The organism is Alteromonas sp. AO-Serp (assembly GCF_017849675.1).
Classification (GTDB): domain Bacteria; phylum Pseudomonadota; class Gammaproteobacteria; order Enterobacterales; family Alteromonadaceae; genus Alteromonas; species Alteromonas macleodii.
Window position 1 is genome coordinate 1 of sequence record NZ_JAFLMX010000138.1, and the last position, 7,755, is coordinate 7,755.

General features: G+C 46.5%; 7 protein-coding genes. 4 read left to right on the top strand and 3 right to left on the bottom strand.

Going from position 1 to position 7,755, the window contains the following annotated elements:
• Together QVA83_RS10040 and QVA83_RS10045 are read right to left on the bottom strand one after the other, a co-directional pair.
• Positions 1-1,810, bottom strand: a 1,810-nt coding sequence (locus tag QVA83_RS10040) for an efflux RND transporter permease subunit (protein ID WP_287498428.1), incomplete at its 3' end; no start/stop codon positions are given.
• Entirely contained in the window at positions 1,810-2,949 is a 1,140-nt protein-coding gene (locus QVA83_RS10045) for an efflux RND transporter periplasmic adaptor subunit (protein WP_156077799.1), read from the bottom strand. The genes QVA83_RS10045 and QVA83_RS10040, both read right to left, overlap by 1 nt.
• A 129-nt stretch (positions 2,950-3,078) precedes the next feature.
• Between QVA83_RS10045 and QVA83_RS10050 the strand changes: the two genes are divergently transcribed.
• The 4 genes from QVA83_RS10050 to QVA83_RS10065 all read left to right on the top strand — a co-directional run bounded on the left by QVA83_RS10050 (position 3,079) and on the right by QVA83_RS10065 (position 7,416).
• On the top strand, positions 3,079-3,726 hold the full coding sequence (locus tag QVA83_RS10050) for a TetR/AcrR family transcriptional regulator (RefSeq protein ID WP_014975467.1): 648 nt from the start codon (positions 3,079-3,081) through the stop codon (positions 3,724-3,726).
• A 163-nt stretch (positions 3,727-3,889) separates the two neighbouring features.
• Positions 3,890-4,903 (top strand): aspartate carbamoyltransferase, encoded by a 1,014-nt coding sequence (locus QVA83_RS10055; RefSeq protein WP_014948009.1) that lies wholly within the window; start codon positions 3,890-3,892, stop codon positions 4,901-4,903.
• A 4-nt stretch (positions 4,904-4,907) separates the two neighbouring features.
• Complete coding sequence (gene hemL, locus QVA83_RS10060; RefSeq protein WP_014948008.1) at positions 4,908-6,188, top strand: glutamate-1-semialdehyde 2,1-aminomutase; 1,281 nt, start codon at positions 4,908-4,910, stop codon at positions 6,186-6,188.
• A gap of 154 nt (positions 6,189-6,342) precedes the next feature.
• Positions 6,343-7,416, top strand: a complete 1,074-nt coding sequence (locus QVA83_RS10065; protein WP_014948007.1) for an adenylate/guanylate cyclase domain-containing protein — start codon at positions 6,343-6,345, stop codon at positions 7,414-7,416.
• A 28-nt stretch (positions 7,417-7,444) separates the two neighbouring features.
• Here QVA83_RS10065 and QVA83_RS10070 read toward each other — a convergent pair.
• Positions 7,445-7,755, bottom strand: a 311-nt coding sequence (locus QVA83_RS10070) for a Dyp-type peroxidase (protein ID WP_287498429.1), incomplete at its 5' end; no start/stop codon positions are given.

Here is a 7,755-nt window from a genome sequence, read left to right on the forward strand (position 1 = left end):
CTATTTTTTTAACATAGCTCGTTGTGTTGTCGATGCTGCTCCCTTCTTTGGTCCACAGGTACACTTCGAACTGGTCTCTATCTGCACTTGGGAAAAACACATTGGCCAAGGTGCCCGACAATACAAAACCCGATAAACAAAGGATAGCAATAACCGGTAGCACCAAAATTGGCTGTTTAACCCACCTACCCAATTGCTTTTTAAAAGCGAGACTGAGCTCTGGCGCTTGTAGTCCCACTTTCCACCACGCCTTCGATGCTATTTCACGTTGCGAACTATTGTCGTGCTTTGGCAAAAATCGGGCAGCGAGGGCTGCAATGATAGTAAGAGAAATAAACAGCGAGCCAATAAGTGCCATCACCACGCTAATGGCAATCGGGCCAACAAAGTCACCGATGTTTCCATCTAAAAGAAAGATGGGCATAAAGCCTAATATGGTCGTCAGCGTTGAAGCCAGCAGCGGTACAAATAGATGTGAAACGCTTTTGGCCATAGCACCTACTCGCGTTAAATTAGGATCTTGTAAATTAATGCGAATTTCATCGGTAATAACAATGGCATTATCGATTAGTAAACCAATGGCGATGATCATGCCAAAGATAGACATTTGGTGAATTTGCTCGTCGTAAAAACTTAAAGAGAACAAGGCAAAAGCGGCGCATAAGGGAAGTGCCAGGCCCACAATCCACGCAGCACGAAACCCCATGAAAAGTAGAATAACCATCATGACCACGGCGCACCCCATAAGCAGGTTCATCGATAAGTCAGCAAGGCGAGTAGCGGTATATTCGTTTTGCTCAAATGCGACGGTAGCGGTTAAGGTTCCGCTGAAGTCTTTATTGAACTGCTCCACTACTGCTAATGCATTTTCTGTCCATACATCAGAACGCAGTGACGGCTGCATACGCGCTGCCACAAATATAGACTCTTCACCATTTAGAAATGCCACTTCGTTGCGAGGGGTAGTAAAACTGCGCTCCACTGTAGCGACGTCTTCTACCCGTAAGTAGCGGCCTTGCTCGTTAACTAAGGGAATTGAAGCAATCATGTTCACGCCATTTAAGCCCTCTCCCACTGTAAAGCGCAAATTGCTTTGCTGGGAGTTAAGCATACCCGCAGGCAATTTGGGGTCGGCGCGGCTTATTAAATTACTTACTTGCTGTAAGGTAAGACCCGTTGCGGCAAGCTTAATAGGGTCGATATTGACGCTAATCTCTTCCTGCGGTGCGCCGTATACACGCACTAGCTCAGTGCCGTTAACGTTTCGCAGCCTGTCTGTAAGTTCTTGAGCCAAACGCGCGGTGAGTGTAATAGGGGTATTTTCAAAGTGGTCTGCTCGCACAGATAGCAATAAAGTGAACGCTGTCGCGCCGCGCTTTTCATCGAAAACTGGCGCCATTGCACCTTCAGGGAATGACTCAGCGGCAGCGCCAATGGCATCGCGAATTTCACTGAATAGTTGTTCATTACTTGAATTATTTATCCAGTCTTGCGTCTCTATGAGAATGATGGAGATACCAGCACGCGACGTGGACTTCACTTCCTTTATTTCAAATATTTCTCTAAGCCTGTCTTCAAGCACATCACTAACCAAAGCCTCTACCCGTTCCGCCGATGCGCCTGGGTATTGAGTGATGATTAATGCGTTTCGCGTATCTATTCGCGGGTCTTCAATACGCGGCAGAGAGCCTAATGCTGACAACCCTGCTGTGACTAGCACCAGAAGACTCAGTATGAGTAAATGCCCTCGTCGGTAAAATAAGGTATACCATGGATAAGATTTATCTGAGCCGAAGTTAAATGACTTCATTAGCGTGCCCCAGCTTGATGTTGACTGGGGATTGATACCATTTGGCCAGGTGCGAGTTTGTGTGTACCTTCGCTTACGTAAACCTCTCCATCTTTAAGCGCTCCGCGCACAAACGCGTTGTTTCCGTCGGTATATACAACTTCCACTACACGGGCTTCAAGGGTGGCGTTTTGCTCGTTTGATAAAACAAATACACGCCACAAACCGCGCAAGCCGTTGCTTAGCGCGTTAACCGGCAGCCAACTTCCGGTCTCAGAGTGAGAACGAAAGCCAGACAAAATGGCCATGTCACCGGGGCGTACCCGCTCATTACTATTTAATGTCACTAAAATATCAATGGTTCGCGTTTGCACGTTGCGAACAGGTAAGCGTTGCGTAACAGTACCCGCCACATCAATATCCCCGACGCTAACCAGCACCGGCTCATTAAGGTCAAACTGATCCACAACATCGGCAGGTACCGCGAAACGTGCCTGATAATTCTCTATGCCCGTAATTCCAAACACGGGCGTTCCAGCGCTAACTACACTGCCTTCATCAAAAAATCGTCGATTGACTACGCCATCGAAGGGAGAAATAAGGGTCGTTTTTTCTATTTCTACATTCAGTGATTCAAGGGCGGCCTGCATTTCACTAACTTGGGCCTTAGCGACATTGAGACTTGCCTTGGTTTCGTCTAGTCGCTGCGCTGATTCTAGCTTTTTCTCAACCAACGACGTGGTTCTTTCGCTGTTTACACTAGCAAGTTCAAGGTCGGCGTTCGCACGCTCAAGTGAGGCTTGAAGCTCACGTTTTCTGGCGTTGAGACGCTGAATATCTTGACGGGCTAGAACATCTCCCTTGCTTACTACATCGCCCTCTTCAACAAGTAATGTATTGACTTGCCCTGCCATATCGAATGAAAGCGAAGTGGCCCGCGGGGATTCGATTAGCCCAAAAACATTGATTGGAGTTTCAAAGCCCGATTGAATTTTGACTGTTCCAGTGGACACTGCAACGGGAACTCTTGCCTCTGGCGTTTGTGTCGCATTGCCAAGACCTGCTGTCATCAAAAGAATGACCAACGCTGCAGTAAAAACGGCAATAGCGATAATAAGTGAGAGTTTGCCACTTTTAGAAGGCGTCGTTGCAGCAGTCATAACATTTCCTTTAACCAGTTTAGCGTTTGCTCTGGGCTATATTTGCATACTTATTGTGCTATGCTAGTATATAAATACTAGACCGTCCAGTTTGATATTTAAATATTCGTCAATAAAGTGAGAACGAACGTGGCTACCACTCGAAAGCAAGGCCGACCTAAAAGCGAAGAGAAATACCATCTTATATTGCATGCAGCGTCTTGCCTGTTCTTAAAAGAGGGTTTTGCCAACACATCTATGGACACTGTGGCTAAAGCCTCAGGTGTGTCTAAACAAACGGTCTATTCTCATTTCGAAGGAAAAGATGCTCTCTTTAAAGCAGCAATCTCATCGAAATGCAGATCATACCAACTCGACACCCAGCAACTTATCGACGCCACTTCAGGCTCACTCTCACTATTAGAATGTTTACGAAAAGTTGGCTGTCAGTTTGTGCGACTATTACAAGATCCTGAAGCCATTGCTATCTTTCGAGTAATTATAGCTGAAGCGGTAAATAGCCCTCATGTGGCAACACTTTTTTATCAGGCTGGGCCCGAAGCTTCCCTATCTACATTGAGTGATGTCATAGAGAAGTTCGGAGAAGGTAGCTTAAGCCGTGATATCGCCCAACAGCTGGCAGTTGACTATTGCGCCCTGCTTAAGGGGGAATATCACACAATGATGCTGTGCGGCATACAGTCTCCGCTTCAAGACGAAGCGATTACAGCTCACGTAAATAGCGCAGCTGAAAAGATCCTTTTACTCTTTACCCACTATACTCAGCAACACAATTAGTCGACATCTGCGCACATGCACACTTGTGTTTTGATTTGTGGAAAGCCCTTTTCAATAAAACGCCAAACTGAGAAAAACGTAAGGCAAGATTAACGTTGCGCTAATGACTTAACCCCAGCGGTATTATAAACTAGCGCCGTTTTCGTTGATGATTGAGAAGCGCATGTCTGACTTTACCGGTAACCACATTCTTTCGGTTAATCAATTCGATCGCGAGGCCATTGAGAAAGTGTTCTCAGTTGCCAATTCCATGCAACCCTATGCCAAACGACAAAAGCGCACAACCGTGCTAGATGGCGCCATTCTCGGTAACCTTTTCTTTGAGCCAAGTACCCGTACGCGAGTTAGCTTTGGTACCGCATTCAACCTTTTAGGTGGTGAAGTTAGAGAAACCACCGGCATGTCGAGCTCTGCGCTGGCTAAAGGTGAGTCGTTGTACGACACAGCCCGTGTGCTGAGCGGCTATTCCGACATTATTGCAATGCGACATCCTGCGGCGGGTTCAGTGGCAGAATTTGCCGAAGGTAGTCGTGTACCTGTTATCAACGGTGGTGATGGTGCAAACGAACACCCAACCCAAGCACTGTTGGACTTGTTCACGATTAAACGTGAACTGGAATACAATGGTCACGGCATTGACGGCTTACACATCGCCATGATTGGTGATTTGCGTTACGGCCGAACAGTACACTCTTTATCTCGCTTGTTATGTTTGTTTAAAAACATTCGCTTTACGCTCATTTCGCCAAAAGAGCTGGCCATGCCTCAGCCCATCATAGACGCCATCGAAAATGCGGGGCACCAGCTTACGATTACCGATACCCTTGAAGGGAATATGGATGCGGACATATGCTATCAAACACGCATTCAGGAAGAGCGCTTTCCTTCTCAAGAAGAAGCCAACAAATACCGAGGTAAGTTCCGCCTTAATCAGTCGATTTACACGAAACACTTTCAGTCGAAGACCGTTATCATGCATCCACTTCCACGAGATTCACGTATGGAAGCCAACGAATTAGATAACGATCTAAACCTTAATCCAAACCTCGCCATTTTTAGACAAACCGACAATGGTGTACTTGTCAGAATGGCATTGTTTGCGCTTACTCTGGGTGTAGAAAACCTTCTCACTAAGTACGAGCGTGACGTTGTTTGGTACAGCAATAAGAGTAAGTAATTACATGCAAAAATCTGAAGCCCTATTTACCCGCGCCCAAAAAACCATTCCTGGTGGCGTAAATTCACCCGTTCGCGCTTTTAAAGCGGTAGGCGGTACACCTCGCTTCATCACGAAAGCTGATGGCGCTTACATGTGGGATGCGGATGGCAAACAATATATTGACTATATTCAGTCTTGGGGCCCTATGGTTCTAGGTCACAATAACGCTCAAATTCGCGAAGCGGTTATTGAAGCGTCGTATAACGGCCTATCTTTCGGTGCACCTACCGAAGCTGAAGTGATCATGGCTGAGTTGGTTAGCGAACTGGTTCCATCTATGGAAATGGTACGCATGGTGAACTCTGGTACAGAGGCCACCATGTCAGCTATTCGCCTGGCTCGCGGCTACACGAGCAGAAACAAAATTGTTAAGTTTGAAGGCTGCTACCACGGGCACGCCGACTCTCTGCTAGTTAAAGCGGGCTCAGGGGCGCTAACCCTTGGTGTACCAAGTTCACCAGGTGTTCCAGCAAATGTTGCTGAGCATACGCTTACCGTTGAATACAACAACCTAGACAGCGTAAAAGAAATTTTCGAAGCCCATGGCGATGATATTGCGTGCATTATCGTTGAACCTGTCGCAGGAAACATGAACTGTATCCCTCCTGTGGAAGGCTTCCTTGAAGGACTTCGCGCTATTTGCGACCAATATGGCAGCGTATTGATTTTTGATGAAGTAATGACAGGCTTCCGCGTATCTCGCGGCGGGGCGCAAGAGCGTTATAACATCAAACCAGACCTGACTTGCTTGGGTAAAGTCATTGGCGGCGGCATGCCAGTGGGCTGTTTTGGTGGCCGTCGTGACATTATTACTCACATAGCACCGACAGGGCCAATTTACCAAGCGGGTACGCTTTCTGGTAACCCGGTAGCAATGGCTGCAGGTCTTGCTGCTTTAACGCAAATAAAGCAGCCTGGACTTTACGATTCAATTTTCGAAAATACGCAAACGCTAGTTGATGGTTTCCAAGCCCTTGCTGACAAACACAATATTAGTCTAACTACTAATATTGCCGGCAGTATGTTTGGGATATTCTTTACTGACGTAGAGAAAGTCACGAACTACAAGCAAGCAATTAACTGTAATACCGAGCAATTCAACAAGTTCTATCACGGTATGCTAGAGCAAGGCGTTTACTTAGCACCTGCATCTTATGAAGCGGGCTTTGTTTCTAAAGCGCATGACGCTGCAGTCATTGAGCAAACCCTTGCTGCAGCAGATAAAGTGTTCTCAACGCTTTAAGTTAATTCCTTTCTGGTAATTTTTGCACTAATACGCCCACCGTGGCGTGTTAGTGCCTCTTCTTCATTGCTTCTCTCATACGTAACGCTTGAATTCCTCGCGGGCTAGATTATTAGCCTTCATTTAAAAGCAGTTTATAGGTGTGGTGTTATCAATGGATTGGCAGTTTGGCGCTATTTGCGCGCTTTTTCTCTACAGTGTCGCTATCACAACTTTGCACGTAAGGCGCAGCCGTCGGTTTGCATACAGAGCTAGCCAATTTAAACGTCGGCGTCATGTCTCCACCACTGTCGCAAAAAACGACGATGAAACGCACTTTCACACAGCTGCCGATGAGGCCCAAAGGCTTACACAAACCTTTCAAAAATTCATTCCAAAGCAGTTTGTGGAGCACATGTCGAATTCTGACGTAGACGCGCTGGGTCTTGGCTATGCGGCTGAAAACGACGTTGCGATTATGTTTTGCGATATCAGAGGCTTTACCGGTTTTTCTGAACGTATTACGCCACAAGAGTTGATGAACTTTCTTAATTCTTATTTCACCAGAATGAACGATCCTATTCATCAAAACCACGGTTTTATTGATAAGTTCATGGGCGACGCCATTATGGCGCTGTTCGATCATCGCGAAGGATCTTCACAACAAAAAGCTATGGATGCGGTTAATGCTGCGCTCGACTTACGCAAAGCGCTGACAATATATAACGGCCATAGAAAGAACAGTAACTACGAACCAATTAATATGGGAATAGGTATCCACTTTGGCCCTGTTATTATGGGTACGGTGGGTTCAGAAGATAGGATGGATACCACCGTCATTGGCGATAGTGTAAACATTGCTTCTCGCTTAGAAGCTTTAACACCCAAATACGAGGCGGATATTATCGTCAGTGCCCAAGTTCTTCAGACCATAGGGTCTGGCTTCCCAATTAAAACCCGCTTGCTTGACTGGGTAAGAGTGAAAGGACGAAAAGCGCCAATTGAAATATACGAGGTGTTAAGCCACCTTTCAGAGAGTGAGCAGGAAAAGAAGTTGGCGGTTCAGACCAAGATTGCCGCAGGTATCGCATGCCGTATAAATCAGCAGTGGGATGAGGCCATTTCTTTTTTTGAGACCGCTGTCGCTATGAGCCCAAACGACTCGCTAGCGCATCATCACATAGATGTTTGTCGAATTTACAGAAGCGTCGATTTTAAGGAAGATTGGGATGGTGCGCTAGTCTACTAATCCCAATGGCCATAAGCGACGGTTAAATTTAGGACTCAGATAACTTAGCCTGCTGGCGAATGAAATTAATGGATGGCGCGAAAAACGCAGCACCTGTTTCAGCACTGGTAAAGTCCAGCCATCTGTCATAATCGCCTTCACCGTTGCCGTATATTTGGCTGTGGAGCATCTGTTTAAATGGCCGCGTACTGGCACTACAGCTTACGAAGAATAAACCTTGAGAGGCCATATCACCGTATGGCATCCCTTGCTTAATTAGCCTTGGTTCGTCGCCATCGGGCGCAACAGTGCTTGCCCTAACATAATGCGAAGACTCAGACTGTTCGCTACTTACCAAAT

Bases quoted from the DNA above. Each gene is read 5' to 3' on its own strand.
- QVA83_RS10045 (WP_156077799.1), bottom strand. From the start codon at position 2,949: ATGACTGCTGCAACGACGCCTTCTAAAAGTGGCAAACTCTCACTTATT.
- QVA83_RS10055 (WP_014948009.1), top strand. From the start codon at position 3,890: ATGTCTGACTTTACCGGTAACCACATTCTTTCGGTTAATCAATTCGAT.
- hemL (WP_014948008.1), top strand. From the start codon at position 4,908: ATGCAAAAATCTGAAGCCCTATTTACCCGCGCCCAAAAAACCATTCCT.
- QVA83_RS10065 (WP_014948007.1), top strand. From the start codon at position 6,343: ATGGATTGGCAGTTTGGCGCTATTTGCGCGCTTTTTCTCTACAGTGTC.